The sequence below is a fragment of the Anaerobacillus sp. 63XJN7_5_ISO-PGPR-S23-430 genome, assembly GCF_056173695.1.
Map to the genome: position 1 here is coordinate 1010182 of NZ_CM149686.1, position 15019 is coordinate 1025200.

General features: G+C 39.5%; 15 protein-coding genes. 10 read left to right on the forward strand and 5 right to left on the reverse strand.

Annotated elements, in window-relative coordinates; all coding sequences use genetic code 11:
* Nucleotides 1-137: 137 nt before the first annotated feature.
* The 5 genes from AC0VYJ_RS05460 to AC0VYJ_RS05480 all read left to right on the forward strand — a co-directional run bounded on the left by AC0VYJ_RS05460 (nt 138) and on the right by AC0VYJ_RS05480 (nt 4589).
* Nucleotides 138-653 carry a GrpB family protein gene (locus AC0VYJ_RS05460; protein ID WP_475366763.1) on the forward strand — a complete coding sequence of 172 codons (516 nt, stop codon included), beginning with the start codon at nt 138-140 and terminating at the stop codon, nt 651-653.
* 186 nt (nt 654-839) lie between these two features.
* Nucleotides 840-1790, forward strand: coding sequence for an ABC transporter permease (locus tag AC0VYJ_RS05465; protein ID WP_475366764.1), 951 nt, complete (start codon nt 840-842; stop codon nt 1788-1790).
* The gene (locus AC0VYJ_RS05470; protein WP_475366765.1) at nt 1783-2730 is read left to right on the forward strand and encodes an iron chelate uptake ABC transporter family permease subunit; all 948 of its coding nucleotides are present in this window, start codon (nt 1783-1785) and stop codon (nt 2728-2730) included. Before AC0VYJ_RS05465 ends, AC0VYJ_RS05470 begins: the two co-directional genes overlap by 8 nt.
* Nucleotides 2727-3485, forward strand: a complete 759-nt coding sequence (locus tag AC0VYJ_RS05475; protein ID WP_475366766.1) for an iron ABC transporter ATP-binding protein — start codon at nt 2727-2729, stop codon at nt 3483-3485. The genes AC0VYJ_RS05470 and AC0VYJ_RS05475 overlap by 4 nt, the downstream gene beginning before the upstream one ends.
* A gap of 144 nt (nt 3486-3629) precedes the next feature.
* The gene (locus AC0VYJ_RS05480) at nt 3630-4589 is read left to right on the forward strand and encodes a siderophore ABC transporter substrate-binding protein (protein WP_475366767.1); all 960 of its coding nucleotides are present in this window, start codon (nt 3630-3632) and stop codon (nt 4587-4589) included.
* Nucleotides 4590-4629: 40 nt separating this feature from the next.
* Here the strand turns inward: AC0VYJ_RS05480 and AC0VYJ_RS05485 are convergent, their stop codons facing one another.
* Together AC0VYJ_RS05485 and AC0VYJ_RS05490 are read right to left on the reverse strand one after the other, a co-directional pair.
* Nucleotides 4630-6138: a PGAP1-like alpha/beta domain-containing protein gene (locus tag AC0VYJ_RS05485; protein WP_475366768.1), complete on the reverse strand. Its 1509-nt coding sequence runs from the start codon at nt 6136-6138 to the stop codon at nt 4630-4632.
* 260 nt (nt 6139-6398) lie between these two features.
* The gene (locus AC0VYJ_RS05490) at nt 6399-8210 is read right to left on the reverse strand and encodes an LTA synthase family protein (protein WP_475366769.1); all 1812 of its coding nucleotides are present in this window, start codon (nt 8208-8210) and stop codon (nt 6399-6401) included.
* A gap of 219 nt (nt 8211-8429) precedes the next feature.
* Between AC0VYJ_RS05490 and AC0VYJ_RS05495 the strand changes: the two genes are divergently transcribed.
* Entirely contained in the window at nt 8430-8876 is a 447-nt protein-coding gene (locus AC0VYJ_RS05495; RefSeq protein ID WP_430245684.1) for a DUF4385 domain-containing protein, read from the forward strand.
* A gap of 227 nt (nt 8877-9103) precedes the next feature.
* Here the strand turns inward: AC0VYJ_RS05495 and AC0VYJ_RS05500 are convergent, their stop codons facing one another.
* Nucleotides 9104-9829 carry a Bax inhibitor-1/YccA family protein gene (locus AC0VYJ_RS05500; protein WP_475367459.1) on the reverse strand — a complete coding sequence of 242 codons (726 nt, stop codon included), beginning with the start codon at nt 9827-9829 and terminating at the stop codon, nt 9104-9106.
* 81 nt (nt 9830-9910) lie between these two features.
* A complete protein-coding gene (locus tag AC0VYJ_RS05505) occupies nt 9911-10357 on the reverse strand; it encodes a GNAT family N-acetyltransferase (RefSeq protein ID WP_475367460.1) in 447 nt (148 codons plus the stop codon).
* Nucleotides 10358-10560: 203 nt separating this feature from the next.
* Here AC0VYJ_RS05505 and AC0VYJ_RS05510 point away from each other — a divergent pair, with 203 nt between their 5' ends.
* Complete coding sequence (locus AC0VYJ_RS05510; protein WP_475366770.1) at nt 10561-11010, forward strand: CBO0543 family protein; 450 nt, start codon at nt 10561-10563, stop codon at nt 11008-11010.
* 64 nt (nt 11011-11074) lie between these two features.
* On the opposite strand, the gene AC0VYJ_RS05515 is transcribed toward AC0VYJ_RS05510, so the two are convergent.
* Entirely contained in the window at nt 11075-12274 is a 1200-nt protein-coding gene (locus AC0VYJ_RS05515) for a cytochrome P450 family protein (RefSeq protein ID WP_475366771.1), read from the reverse strand.
* 480 nt (nt 12275-12754) lie between these two features.
* Here AC0VYJ_RS05515 and AC0VYJ_RS05520 point away from each other — a divergent pair, with 480 nt between their 5' ends.
* The 3 genes from AC0VYJ_RS05520 (at nt 12755) to AC0VYJ_RS05530 (ending at nt 15015) form a co-directional block, all read left to right on the forward strand.
* Nucleotides 12755-12955: a hypothetical protein gene (locus AC0VYJ_RS05520; RefSeq protein ID WP_475366772.1), complete on the forward strand. Its 201-nt coding sequence runs from the start codon at nt 12755-12757 to the stop codon at nt 12953-12955.
* Nucleotides 12956-13098: 143 nt separating this feature from the next.
* Nucleotides 13099-13620 carry a GNAT family N-acetyltransferase gene (locus AC0VYJ_RS05525; protein ID WP_430245693.1) on the forward strand — a complete coding sequence of 174 codons (522 nt, stop codon included), beginning with the start codon at nt 13099-13101 and terminating at the stop codon, nt 13618-13620.
* A gap of 99 nt (nt 13621-13719) precedes the next feature.
* Nucleotides 13720-15015 (forward strand): ATP-binding protein, encoded by a 1296-nt coding sequence (locus AC0VYJ_RS05530; RefSeq protein ID WP_475366773.1) that lies wholly within the window; start codon nt 13720-13722, stop codon nt 15013-15015.
* Nucleotides 15016-15019 lie beyond the last annotated feature (4 nt).

Sequence of the window (15019 nt, forward strand, 5' to 3'; positions counted from 1 at the left end):
ACTAACTATTTTCCAGGATTTCGAGCCCATCGTAATTAAGAGAGCGTATCCTTCTAGTGGAACTTTTAGCGTAGAAGGTCTGTGGGCAGCGTTATTTAGAATACGAGATTAAATTAAAACTAATTGAGGTGACCACAATGAGGAAAGTAGAAGTTCAGGAGTTCAATGAAATTTGGCGTGAGTTGTTTTTGTTAGAAGCTCAGAAGCTTGAACGCGTATATGGCGATAATATGATTGAGGTTCATCATATTGGCAGTACGGCAGTTGAAGGGTTGAAGGCGAAGCCAGTGATCGATATCATGCCAGTTGTAAAAGATCTTAGTCTAGTGGATCAAAAAAATGAGTATATGAAAGAACTTGGATATGAAGCGCTAGGTGAAAATGGGCTGACTGGCCGCCGTTTCTTTCGGAAGGGTGGAGATCAGCGCTCTCATCATGTGCATCTATATGAATTAGGAAATCCGGACATTGATCGCCACCTGGCATTTCGAGACTACTTAATGGAACATCGGAGTGATCGCCTGAAATATGGACAGACAAAGGCTGAGCTAGCAATGCGTTATCCTGAGGATATGGAAGCTTATATCGATGGTAAGAATACACTTGTAAAAGATATAGAAGAGAAAGCACTCGATTGGTATGTATCAAAATAAATAGGTTATTGAAAGAAAGAGAGAAAGCGAGCTAGAAAATTGGCTGCTATTCTCTCTTTTTTATGTTTATTTATTTCTAATGAAAAGACATAAATAGGTTGCGTGACAAAGTGATAATGATTATCATTATAAATTAGATGCGTATGGTAATAGAATTTAGCCAAATCTAGTAAAGGGAAGAGTGAGATGAAGAAAAGATACTTAATCAGTTTATTTATTTTATTATCCTTTATATCCCTGTTTATCGGGGTGAAAAGCATGTCACCTCTCGAGGTGTTTAATTTTACGGATGAGCAGAGTCAGGTGTTCTGGATTAGTCGGGTTCCTCGTCTCGTTAGTATTATTATTGCCGGGGCAAGTATGAGTATTTGTGGACTTATTATGCAGCAGCTTAGTCGTAATAAGTTTGTCTCTCCAACAACGGCGGGTACGATGGATGCTGCTAGACTTGGGATTCTCGTTTCCCTTATCTTATTTTCCTCCGCTAGCTTAATGCAAAAAATGATGATTTCGTTTCTGTTCGCTTTAGCGGGTACGTTCCTTTTTATGAAGGTGCTCGATCGAGTGAAATATAAGGATGCGATCTTCATTCCACTAGTAGGGTTGATGTTTGGGAATGTTCTCGGGTCAATTACTACGTTTTTCGCGTATAAGTATGATTTAATGCAGAGCATCGGTTCATGGCTGCAGGGAGATTTCTCAGTCGTATTAAAAGGACAGTATGAACTATTATACATAAGCGTTCCAGGACTTATCATCGCCTACATTTACGCCAATCGATTTACGATTGCTGGAATGGGTGAAGACTTCTCAGTTAATCTTGGCTTAAAGTATAAACAGATTGTTAACATCGGACTCGTTATCGTTGCTTTGGTGACAACCGTTGTCATGTTAACAGTAGGAGCCATTCCATTTCTCGGTTTGATTATCCCTAATATCGTCTCGATCATGATGGGGGATAATCTGAAAGCGAATCTGTTTCCAACTGCCATGTTGGGCGCAGTATTTGTGTTAATTTGTGATATTCTTGGGCGATTGATTATTTATCCATATGAGATATCGATTGGTTTGATGGTTGGTGTAATCGGAAGTATTCTATTCATTTACTTGTTGTTAAGGAGAAGAGCTTATGTCTAAACGTATGAAAAACAGTCTCCTTTTTGTGCTCAGTCTCCTGCTCATTAGCGCGTTTCTATTGATCGACCTGGGAGGAAATGTAGGCTATATTTTGCCGAGGCGTGCAATCAAAATTGTGGCTATTATTGTAACAGGAAGTGCCATTGCATTCTCTACGGTTATCTTTCAAACAATCACAAATAATCGAATTCTAACACCTAGCATTATTGGGCTTGATTCTCTCTATATGCTCATTCAAACCGTCATTGTCTTCTTATTTGGATCAATGAACATTTTAATCTTAAATAAAAATATTAATTTTCTCTTGTCAGTTGTCTTAATGATGGTGTTTGCAAGTCTATTATTTAAGCTCCTATTTCGAAAAGAAGGACAGAATATCTACTTCCTGCTTTTAATTGGATTAATCTTCGGTACCCTATTTGGAAGTCTCTCATCGTTCATGGAAATGTTGATCGATCCGAATGAATTTCAGGTTGTACAGGATCGGATGTTTGCGAGCTTCAATAATGTGAACACAGATGTCTTACTTGTATCGATTGCTGCTTTCGTCATTGTATTGGTTTATGCCTGGAAATACATAAAGTACTTGGACGTGCTATCACTAGGGCGTGATCATGCCGTGAATCTAGGCGTCGATTATGATCACATCGTGAAACGATTGTTAATTGTCATTTCGATTCTTGTATCAATTTCCACCGCACTAGTTGGCCCAATTACGTTTCTCGGACTACTCGTAGTCAATGTAGCACATGAGTTTCTTAAGACGTATCAACATAGCTATCTCATATCAGGATCAATTTTTATGAGCGTGATTGCTTTAGTCGGAGGACAGCTTATCGTCGAACGCGTTTTTACGTTCTCAACATCGATCAGCGTCATTATTAATTTTATTGGCGGCGTGTACTTTATTTATCTTCTACTGAAGGAGAGGAAATCATGATTGAAATCAAAAATGTCTCAAAATCATATGGTAAGAAAAAAGTTGTTCAGAACGTCTCTCTCACTGTTCAAAAAGGGACGATCACTTCCTTCATCGGTCCAAACGGAGCAGGAAAAAGTACGCTAATCTCAATGGTGAGTCGCTTGCTTTCATGTGATGAAGGAGAAGTTTACATCGATGGGAGTAACGTTACAAAAACGAAAAGCAATGAGCTTGCAAAGAAAATCTCGATATTGAAACAATCTAATGAGCTAAACGTTCGGTTAAAAGTACGTGAATTGGTTTCATTTGGTCGTTTTCCTTATTCACAGGGACGACTAACGAAAGAGGACTGGGCGTATGTAGATGAAGCGATTCGCTATATGGAGTTGGAAGAAATCCAAGATCAATTTATTGATCATTTAAGCGGTGGTCAGAAGCAGCGGGCTTTTATTGCCATGGTTATTGCACAGAATACGGAATACATCATTCTTGATGAGCCGTTAAATAATCTTGATATGAAGCATTCTGTTCAAATTATGAAGGTGTTAAGACGCCTGGCTGATGAATTGGGAAAAACCGTCTTAATTGTGATTCACGATATTAACTTTGCATCGGTTTACTCAGACCAAATCGTTGCGCTTAAAAATGGATCGCTAATAAGAGAAGGGCGAACCGAAGAGATGATTACGACAGAAGTACTGCAAGAAATTTATGATATGCATATTCCTATTGAACAATATGGTGATCACCGTATTGGAATTTATTTCTCATAAAATTCAAAATCTATATTGACAAATGATACTGATAATCATTATCATTAAGTTAAATGATTCTGGTCATTCTTTTTTATTGTAAATGATTGAGAATTGATATCAATTCTATCAACACTTCAAAAAAGAGATAAGGGGAGAAGAATAATGAGGAAATGGATTTTGGTTTTAGCTCTATCAGCTCTAGCACTGATCGTATCTGCATGCGGTACGAATAATTCTGAAGCAACAGAAGCAAATGCAGAAGCGAAGGGATCATCAGAAACAGAAGAAGTAACCGTGAAGCACGACCTTGGAGAAACAACGGTTCAAAAAAATCCAGAGAATGTTGTTGTCTTTGATTTTGGTACACTAGATACTCTCGATAAACTGGGTGTAGAGGTAGCGGGTGTTCCACAAGCTAATATTCCATCTTACCTTTCAAAATATGAATCAGATACATACGAAAACGCTGGCGGTTTGAAGGAACCAGATTTTGAACAAATCGCAGAAATGAACCCAGGGTTAATTATCATTTCAGGCAGACAGTCGGATGCCTATGAAGAATTAAGTAAGATTGCACCAACGATTTATATGGGAGTCGATACAACAGACTATATCCCTTCATTCAAAAAGAATGTCACAACGCTTGGTGAGATTTTTGGGAAAGAAGTAGAAGCGGAAGAAGAATTAGCGAAAATCGATGAAGAAATTTCATCTGTTCAGGAGCTTACATCTTCTTTAGATGAGAAAGGATTAATAACACTCGTGACTGGTGGTAAGGTAAGTGCTTACGGAGCTGGGTCAAGGTTTGGACTCATTCATGATGTGTTAGGGTTACCTGAAGCGGATGGTGATCTTGAAGCATCGACGCATGGCCAAAGCATTTCATTTGAATATATCGCAGAAAAAAATCCAGCTTACCTCTTCGTTGTTGATCGTGACGCTGTTGTAGATGGAGCAGAAACATCGGCGAAAGAAGTAATAGAAAATGAACTTGTGAAAAATACAGACGCTTATAAAAATGATCACATTGTTTATTTAGATCCAAACTTCTGGTACTTATCTGGTGGCGGACTGGAGTCAGTGACAGAAATGATTAGCGAGGTTAAAAAAGGAATCGAGTAACATGAAAGCCCCCTTCGAACGTTCGAAGGGGGTTTTTTGATTAAGGCTGATACACCTTACCATCCGCATCAATGTAAACCGTATGAAGAATGGTTCGCTCAAATGAAGCGCCTTTTTTAGTATCACCGTTCACATCAAGCATGATGTGATAAACGCCTTCACCAGCATTTTTAATAGGAAAGGACTTTTGAGCACTCAATTTTTCCTGTGACACTTTCTTTTGTTTCGTTTTTCCATTTTTACTATATTGAATCACAATATCTCCTTCGATTGAATCTTTCACTACATTGTTTTCGTCGATATTAAGCTTCACTACTTTTGCAGAGCTTTTCAGTTGGAGCTCTTGATTTAGTTCACTTTCATAAGCAACTTGCATCACGTAACTTTCTTTCTTTGATTGCTTTACTTTTAGTTTCCATGTGCCAGATTTAGGGAGGTCTACCTTCAGTTGGTGATGAAACGCTCCTTCAAACATCGCCTCATCTTGAGATGTTTCTGTCACCGCATACGTTTTCTGATCAGGCCCTTGAAGAGTGATCACCGAATCCTCGTTTTGACTCATCCAATCGAGCGTAATGCTTTTCGTATCTTCTTCTACATCAAACTTTTCCACTTGCGTTCCCTTAAATTCACCGCCCCGAATGAGGACATTAGCTTGATCAGAAGCAGCCGTTTCATTGATAGAAGTGCGCGGGGCAAAGGCAGGGATCGACTGTGTTAAGTAAGGTTCAAATAAGTTAAGCGTAGCGCTCCCAGTTCGAATGGACGAGTGATCCCAATTCCCGATGCGAATCTCATTTCCATAGGGAAGTCTCGAACTGTTCACCGTAACGGCGCCATCATTTGAGCCATATTGTCGTAAATACAAACCGCCCCAATAGAGCGCGCCACCGAAACTCCCCCAACTAGTGCCCCCAAACGTGTAGTAAGGTGTGGATGAAATGTTCGGTTTTGCATCAGTAACGGATCGGAAATAGCTCATATAGCCGGTCTGTAGTGAATAGGTGGCGTCATTTCGATTTCCGATAATTGCAGCTAACCACCCGGCCCAGCTGCTGTGGGCAAGATCAGCTAGCTGTGAACCTTTGTGTGGGGTGGAGAGCATAATGACTTTATCAACATATTGCTGCGCATTTGCATGAACGATGGCAGCCTGTGCATCAACCCCACCTTTACTGTGGGTAACAAGAATCACTTTCTTCCCAAAGTACGCGTTGATCTCTGCTAGTTTGCTAGCAAGCAGCTGCCCGTTGTCCCACATGTTTTTCGTAGGGTATAAATCAATGAAAGCCGTTTGGTAGTTCTTGCTGTATGTAAGTTCATCCATATCGTTTTGATCAATCCAGGTGTTTGACGAGCTGTTCAATCCGTGTACAAATACGAGTGGAAGAGAGCCAGGCTTGACGGTCGTGGGTTCATCTCCAATGTACCATTCGCCGGGTGTACCAGTTGCATCACCTTTTCCTATAATGCCGGCTTGTGCGTCGTGAGCGAAAGGGGGAGCGAGCAAGAAGATCATCACCAATAGTGACACCAACCATTTCTTCATAAAACCCTCCTATTTGAAATGAGTCTTATACCACTTCAACTATAAGAATATTCAGTTTATTAAACAAGGAGCGTTTTCACTAACTTACTTAGTTGGAGTATAGGTCAATAGAACGGCAATGGCTGTTCATTCGACGAGTTTCTATGAAGTTCTTACAAGTGTTTCCTCTCTCATTGAAAAGCTGTGTCAAAGGTACTATAACAACCTTCCAGAAAAAACGATCCAGACCTTTAAAGGTCTGAACCGTCAATTCTTAGTTTCTATTCGTTTTCTTTTTCAAGACCATTCTTTTCTATAATCGCATCAGAAAGGCGGAGTTGCTCTGTTACCTTTTCGATTTGACTATCACAATTATCAAGCGATACTTTTTCTTCCGTAGAAACGTTATAGCACGTTCCGTTTCCAGCATCTTTTGTTAAATCAGCTTCGTAATAATAATCACGATATCGGAAAGACCCATCTCGAAATGCAGTGAGGTTTGGCTGATCATCAAGAAGAGAATTTCCCATCATATACGGCATTTCCATATTTAACATGTCGACAATTGTTGGAGCTATATCGATTTGCCCGCCGTTTTCTTTGATCACCTGGCCACCACCATCATTTGGTTTCTTAATGAAAAGGGGGACTTGATGATCGAGTTCAAAAGCATCTACGGCGCTTTCAACATTGGCTTCCTTTCTCATCTCGCTGCCTTCGTTCGTCAGTCCGCTATCATGGTCACCATAGAAGATCACGAGGGAGTCTTCCCACATCCCTTTCTGCTTCAACTCATCAACCATTAACCCAACGGCCTGATCGACATAATAAACAGTTTGATAGTACCGTTTTAACATCGGATCATCATATCCCGATAAATCCAGCTCTCTTTCTTCTTCCGGAATTTCATATGGCGTGTGGCTCGTTAATGCCACCATGAACGCAAAGTAAGGTTCTTTTAACGTTTCCATATGTTCAATAGAGGTGGTCAGAAAGTTTTTATCATTTAAAGCCATACCGATTTTTTTCTGATTAGGGTAATCTTTGTTGCTGAAGAATTGATTAAATCCGATATTCTCATACACTTTGTCGCGATTCCAAAATCCTTTGTCATACGCATGCATGGCTGCTGTGTCATAGCCATTTTCTTCTAGTAGCTCCGGTAATGATCCAAATTCATTTTCCGGAAAACGTGTATAAACGGATCCCGACTTCAAGGGATAGAGGGACGTATTAGTTATAAATTCAGCATCAGAAGTCCTTCCTTCATGTGTTTGATGATAAAACGAAGAGAAGTACAGCGTTTCTTCTTTTAGCTGATTTAAGTTGGGGGTCAGTTCTTTCCCGTTGATTTTCTGCCCAATGAGCGATCCTTGAAACGATTCCAATTGAACCAAAAGGATATTAGGTTTCTTAACGGAACCATCTTTGTTTTCTGCAGCGTTTTTCTCTAGCATTCTTTGTTGCGTTGCGGTTAGATCCTCTTCAGAGTTAAGCACCGCCATTACACCTCTCCAAAGATCAACACCGTGATAGCCCCAGAAACCAAGGTGATAGTAGTCCCGCATATCTGAGACGGATTGATTTGGCGACTGATCTTCTTTAACAGCGCTAAAAATTAACGGTGTCGCAAACAGAACGACTCCGATTAGAAATGTGGCACTTGCTGTTACTCTTCGTTTTTTCTTCGTTACTTCAAATGGTTTCTTTCTCGTGAAAAAGAGTACCAATAGAAAGATCACAACATCAGCGAAAAGGAAAAAGTCTTGAAAGCGAATCAGCGCCATTAAACCACCGCCGACATCACTCATTTGAAGCATTTGTGAAAAGAGTGAGACGGACAGCATATCTTCAAAGTATCGGTAGTACCAGAGATCGGATATAAGAAGAAGACTATGTAAAAACAACAGTGTCAGCCATATCCATCGGCGTTTCTTCCATTGAATCAGAAGTGTCCAGCTAGATAAAAGTAACATGCCGGCAAGATTCATAAGGAGAAAATCCAATGGAAAAGCTGTATTTGTATAGAAGCTAAATAGTACAAATTTTAGAACGGCGAGAAATAAATAGAAAGCATAGCCGAAAAATATCATGGGATCCTCCTAACGTCTGTCATCATTGTCGACTAATCTTTACCCAAAAATGCATGAGGAGGAACGTTAGAATGTGCTATAAGTGTATTTTTTCCATCGAGTGTAAGGAGCATGCGTCTTTTGAGGAGATTTTGAATCTGAATGTAGAGCTTTAATATGCCCTGGCTTGTTTACCCTCTGCCTCATACTGGGAATACCCTTCAAAAAGGAGTGGTACCGATGGCATTTGACTATGATCTTGATTTTGACAATATTAATTTTCGAGAGCAGCCTGAAAAATACCGCGTTGGACGCGGTGAACAGGGGGTTCTGATGATAGAACCTTATAAAAGTGAGATCCTTCCACACTGGCGCTTTAAAACGCCTGATATTGCGAAGAAGTCTTCTGAAAAAATCTATCAAATGTTTCGAGACTACCAGGAAAATGATGATTTCGTAGGGATGGATATGGCGCGCAAATTTATTCAGATGGGCTATACAAGAGCTCGTCGCTATGCGAATTATAAAGGCGGCAAGAAATACGACAGCGACGGTGAGGTGAACGAGCGGGATATTGATGAGGAAAAAGCCGAATCAGCGAGGATTTTTGAAGAGAAGTGGAAGGTTGTCCGTACAGATGAAGCTTATTTAGAGAAGAAGAAGGAGCATCAGAAGAAGTACGGCTGATCCGCGCGATTGCAGTGGTTTCGCGGAATTAATTTAAATATCGCGGAAAAACCGGTGTAATTCGCGGAATTAATGAGAAAAGCGCGGAATAAATTTGATTTTCGCGGAAATCTCCACCAATAGGGTGCTTTATTATGATCTCTCTACTTATTAAGTATTGATAGAGGTAATTGCTGAATGCAATGATAATAAGAAAGCCACGTCCTCAGGACGTGGCTTTTTGGTCGTTATCGTCTTAATTTCTGTAGTAAATGAAGAATCTCAATATATAACCATACGAGCGTAACCATTAGCCCGAATGCGCCATACCATTCCAGGTGCTTTGGTGCACCGCGGTTTGCGCCGTTTTCGATAAAATCAAAATCAAGTACGAGGTTGAGCGCAGCGATGGCAACAATGAATAAACTAATGCCAATTCCAACGACGCCGTTTGAGTGTAAATAAGGAACGTTGGCGTTTAAGAAGAGATTCAGTCCAAGGTCAATCATATATACAACAAAGATCGCGAGCGTTGCGGATACGATCATCAACCGGAAGTTCTTTGTAACCTTTATAATGCGAGCAGCATAAAGGAAAAGCAGAACGCCCATGACTGAGAAAGTTAAAGCTGCGGCTTGAATAACGATTCCGGGATATCTGGCTTCAAGAATCGCGGATAAACCACCAATCGCAAACCCTTCAAGCGTGGCGTAGATTGGACCAGTGATCGGTGCGGCACGATGAAAGAATGCTGTAATCAGTGCAAAGATCAGTCCACCGATCGCACCAATGACCATCATTGTATACACATCTTCTCCTTGAGCATAGCGGTACCAGGTATAGATGGATGAACCGAGTAAAAAGAGGAATAAGAAGAAAGTCTTCGCTACCGTTCCTCCAATTGTCATCGCTTCACCTTGATCACGTGTTTTGTTAAAGGTATTATTTTTTAAAACGGGATTTCCGCTTCGCATCATGTATACTTCATCCTTTTCGTAAGAGTAGATTCATTCTAATAGATATGTTCCCAATTTTAATTCTAATCTAACTTACGATTAAAGAGCTGAGAAAGTTTCAGGTAGTATTTTCCTCATGAGAATGTGAGGGATGCCATCTTCCATAAAAACATCTGACTTTGTTTCGTAACCAAGCTTATGATAAAAGCCCTCTGCCTGTACCTGGCCATGTAGCTTTACATTCGTAATGCTTTTCTTGATGGCAAGTTCTTCAAGTTTATGTACGATTAAATTACCAATCCCAAGCTTGCGGTGTGACTGTAAAATACAAATACGTTCAAATTTCCCCACGCCGTCAACGATGCGCCATCTAGCCGTGCCCACTGCTTTTTCTTCATCAAGAACGAGAATATGTTCGGCTGTATCGAGTGAATCAAATTCGTCATACTCTTCATCCTCTGGCGTTCCTTGTTCGTCGATAAAAACTTCTTTACGTATCTTAAAGGCTTCCTTTAATGCTTCTTCTGTTTCTATTCTTACTGCAATCATTCGTTAATAGCCTCCTCATTCCAACCTATTGTATAGATTGAGTATAATCATTTTCTACGATATCTGTAAATGAAGACGATATGTTGATTTCTCGATTTTTGTTCAAACCGATCGATGATTTGAACCAGGTAGAGCAAACTATAAGAATAGGTATAAATCTAATCAAATTCGTGCATTCCTTATATGAGGAGTGAGCGAAAATGCTATTTAACATTGTTGCTGCGTTTGTAATTCCCTGGATCGCTGGAATTTATCTTGTGAGAAAAGATTTTACGCTTTTTCTTCTGATTGCCCCTTTTGCAGCCTTTGTAGCGATTATTTTTGATGTGCTTGGAATACATTTTGATTTCTGGCGCATTGACCCTGAATATGAAATGGAAACCATTGCAGCGATGCCGATGTATTTTGGTGTTTATCCGATTCTAGCAGGCTTTTTGTTTCTAACTATTAAACGAACTTCCTTTCATCCTCTCGTCATTATCCTACTTTTTTCTCTGATCACCACGATCATTGAGGGGATTGGCGTATGGATTAATCTCGTTCACTATTCTAATGGGTGGACGATCTACTGGACATATGTTTCATACTTGCTTGCCTATCTCGTATGCTATGGATACTTTTTATTATTAAAAAGGCACGTGCCGATATAATGAAACCAAAAGCCCTTCCTACAAAATAGGAGGGGCTTTTGATTTAAGCTAGAGGTTACAACAATTAGAGCTGAACTTTAAGTTCTTCTAGTCCACGTAATAAGAACATATTGCGCCATTTAGCATCCTCAGGAGCTCCTGCTAATTGAATCGAAGGGAAAGCAGAAAGTAATTTTTGATAAGCAATCTTTCCTTCTAACCTTGCTAGTGGAGCACCAAGGCAGAAGTGGATGCCATAGCCAAATGCGATGTGAGGATTTGGTTTACGCGTAATATCAAACTTATTCGGATTGTCGAACTTCTTCTCATCGCGGTTAGCAGATGAGATGGAGGCGAGGATCATATCTCCTTTTGTTAATTGAACGCCTTTGAATTCAAAATCTTCTTCTGCCCAGCGAGCGGTCGAGAAATCGACGGGACTATAATAACGAAGCGCTTCTTCAATGGCGCTCTCTGTTAAAGAAAAGTCGCTTTGTAACAGCTCGAGCTGATCTGGATGTTCGAAAAGAGCGAGCATACCGTTGCCAATTAAGTTAACAGTCGTTTCATGACCGGCAATAATGAGTAGAAAAACCATTGAATAGAGCTCATCCGAACTTAACTTTTCTCCATCTTCTTCATGTTTAATAAGGTTTGAAATCAAGTCATCTTGTGGATCAGCTTTTCTTTTGTTAAAGAGAATTGTAAGATATTCGGTAAACTCCTGAACATCCTTCATGAATTCGCCTTCCATATTGTCGGAAGCGGAGACGATGGAGTTGGACCATTTTCTGAACTTATCTCGATCTTCCGTTGGTACACCAAGCAATTCCGAGATGACGATAATTGGTAGAGGAAAAGCAAAATCGTCAATTAAGTCCACGACATCATTCTTTTGCTTCATTTCTTCAATTAATTGATCAGCAATGGTTTCTATACGGAGAGCTAGTTGTTTAATCGCTTTAGGGTTAAAACCAGGCTGAACAAGTTTTCGTAACCGCGTGTGATCTGGTGGATCAACATCTAGCATCATATGATGAAAAATCTTCGTTTCCATTGGCTCGTCTTCCATACGAGCGCTTTTTGAGAAGAGTTTTGATTGGTCTTTAATAAAGGAAGGACGTTTTAGCAGCTCAAGAACATCATCATAAGATGTGACGATCCACGTATTGTTACCATTGGAGTTTCCAATGGACGTAATCGGCTCATTTTGGCGCAAGTTTTCGTAGAAAGCATATGCCCCTTTTTTAAAGTTGGATTGATAGACAGATTCAACGGATTGCATACAATGTTCCTCCTTTATTGTTTTAAACCATTAGACTGACTGGTCAGTCAATATGGTTAGTATAGATGAAAAACTAAGAATTCTCAATAAACAGTAATAAGTGTCACACGATCCTCAGATTTCATAGAGAAGACGTTTTCATTATGGCGAATTAGGAACAAGTAGAACCAGGAACTGGTTGAGGGATAAAACCAGTCTTACAATTTACCTATATTGTGAAACAATGACCATTAGATTTGAATTGAGAACTATGGAAAAAGAAACATTTGTAGGATTGCTCATTTCCTTTCAAAATGAACCTATAAAAGGAAGTAAACCCAAAGAAAACCAATTATTATGTCGACTACAAAAGTTTCTAATCAAAAATTGTAAAAATTCAGTTTTTCTTATTGGAACAAAGGCGTAAGAGTGGTAGGTTAAAGGATAAGGGAGTGATGCTCCTCTCTTCTCTCATCCAAGAGAGGAAGTGGCCGAAGCTCGATGAGTCAACAGCTATTAAGCAAGTATACAAAGATTATGTATCAAGCAATGGTAGCCATTCAATTCATTAGGCAGCATCAGAAAAAGACATGTGACATAAGACAAATCTCCATATTAACCGGCTTTTCAGAAGAGGCCATATTGGAGGCGATGGAGTTTGGGGATCTTGATCAGCAAAATCGGCACGAGGAAGCTCTTTAACAAACGATCAGGATGAGGAAGAGAATGAGCGTCCTCCTATTATGGGAATGAATGTTTTATTTCATCACAGTATAAGATAATGATAAAAAGAGTTACAATCAAGTTTTGATTGTAACTTTTTTACTGCCATAGAGGTGAGTTATATGACAGCACAAGTTCTTTCCACGAATCGACTGATCTTAAGAAAAATGAGGGAGAAGGATGTTGATTACCTTTTAGAGATTTTTTCTGATAAGGAAGCAATGAGGTACTATCCTGCATGTAAAAGTAGAGAAGATACGATGAAATGGGTGGAATGGACGCTGCATCAATACAGTGTTTATGGTTTTGGCATGTGGATCGTTGAAGAGAAAAGAAGTGGTTGTTTTCTTGGGCAATGTGGGCTTGTACTTCAAAAAATGGACGGCTGTGTTGAAGTTGAGATCGGTTATCTTTTTGCTAGAAGGAATTGGGGAAATGGTTATGCAACGGAAGCCGCGATGGCTTGTAAGAAATATGGTTTTGAGCAAATAGGTCTTTCGAAGCTAATTTCATTAATTGATCCTGAGAACAAAGCTTCTATCAAAGTGGCGAAACGGATTGGGATGTCCTATGAGAAAACGATTCGTAAATGGGATAAAAAGCTTGATCTATATGCCTGTATTCCGAAAGTGGAAGAAAGGTGAGTCATCTATAACAAAGAAAATGCTTCATTATCAATAGAAAAGAATAAGATTACACATTTTGTAAAGAGGAATTAGAAGGAAAGATAAAGAATATTTACTATGACAACCTTACTAATCATTAGAAAAGTGGTGGCAATGACGATGATCCTAACTGCAAAGAGCTTCCTACTAAACTTATTACTCGTTTTTGCACCGTTAAGTATTATTCAGATTCTTTATCTACTGAAGCAAACTTCCTTTTTAAAACGATCATCAGGTTGGTTGCTTGCGATATTTCCCCTCCTTTCCGTTATTCTCTGTATGATGTATCCCATTGTGATTAACGAAAATTTTATATTAGATTTTAGAAGGATCCCTTTTATTCTTGGTGCTTTGTATGGCGGGAAATGGGTGTCGCTTATCTATTTATTCGTTTTATTAAGCTATCGTTTTATGCTTGGAGGTAGCGGTTTTTATCCTACATTGCTTTCATTTTCACTCGTTGCGATATTCACTTCACTAGTATCAAAACACTTTCTTAAATTGGACCTCAAATGGAAGTTAGCGGTTGCTGCTGGGTTAGATGCCTGTCTTGGGAGTATTTCAACTGGAGTGTCGCTTGTTTTTTTTGAGTCGCAAATAAACATAGAAACTTGGATATTATTCAATTTCGTTAGTTTAACTGGTGTCGTTCTAGCAACGCTTATTTATGAAGTATTTATGAACCAATTTAAATTGCTTCATTCGGTAATGGAAAGCCAGAAGTTAGAGGTGGCGAGTCACCTTGCCGCAAGCATCTCACACGAAGTGCGCAACCCCTTAACCGTTAGTCGCGGTTTTCTCCAAATGATCAACAGTGACTTAGAAGATAAGAAAACGAAGGGGTACATGGAGCTTGCTATTGATGAGCTTGATCGAGCAACAGAAATTATTAATGATTATTTAACCTTCGCCAAACCTTTTCCAGAAAAGGTAGAGAAAATAAATGTAAAAAGTGAACTTGAGCAAAGCCTTAGCGTCATTCAGCCTCTTGCTACAATGTCGGATGTGACCATTAACTCAAAAATTGATATATCCCCCACTTATATTCAATCAGAAAAGCGTAAATTTCAGCAGTGTCTGCTAAATATTTTAAAAAATGCCATTGAAGCGATGCCGGATGGAGGAGAATTAACTGTTGATGCTTTACATAAAGGTTTTGAATTAAAAGTTAGCATATCTGACACTGGCATTGGTATGTCGGAAGAGCAGGTAGTAAGAATGGGGGAGCCTTTTTTCACTACTAAAGAAAAAGGGACAGGGTTAGGGATGATGGTCTCGCATAGCATTATGAAGGCCATGAACGGGGAGATCATTTATGAAAGCTCCCCTAATAAAGGGACAACCGTTATCCTTCTTTTTAAAATAGAAAAATGAAGGG